Origin of the sequence: Pseudoalteromonas fuliginea (genome assembly GCF_000690055.1) — a bacterium.
Taxonomy (GTDB): domain Bacteria; phylum Pseudomonadota; class Gammaproteobacteria; order Enterobacterales; family Alteromonadaceae; genus Pseudoalteromonas; species Pseudoalteromonas fuliginea.
The window spans coordinates 1-326 of the sequence record NZ_JJNZ01000308.1 but is presented as its reverse complement, the minus strand read 5'-3'; the positions used below and the strand labels follow the sequence as shown (position 1 = coordinate 326).

The window sequence follows — 326 nt, the reverse complement described above, 5'->3', positions numbered from 1 at the left end:
CGTGAAGTGTTTTGGGCAGTAACTGCCGTAACTAGAAATAAGAATATTATACTATAGATGTACTTCATAATCATTGTAGTTCTAGTATTAAGGTCGATTTCGGACTTATACTAATATTTTTAGTTAGATTGATTGTTTCTTCTCCTAGTGCACTTTTACCTTTGGTGTAACCCTGTATACTTTCAGCAAAGCGAGCTGTACTAAATGTTTTAGCCTCAGTACTGTTGTTAATAACAACCATTACTGCGTCAGTATCGTTATACCTGAAGTATATATATACATTTTCTTGTGGCAAATAATGCTTTGTTTTACCTGTATGAATTACC

1 protein-coding gene is annotated in these 326 nt (G+C 33.1%); it reads right to left on the bottom strand.

Features of this window, described 5'->3' with window-relative positions; translation table 11 throughout:
- Window positions 1–70 precede the first annotated feature (70 nt).
- Window positions 71–326: cyclomaltodextrinase C-terminal domain-containing protein (locus DC53_RS22915; RefSeq protein WP_033032901.1), on the bottom strand; the 256-nt coding region annotated here is incomplete at its 5' end.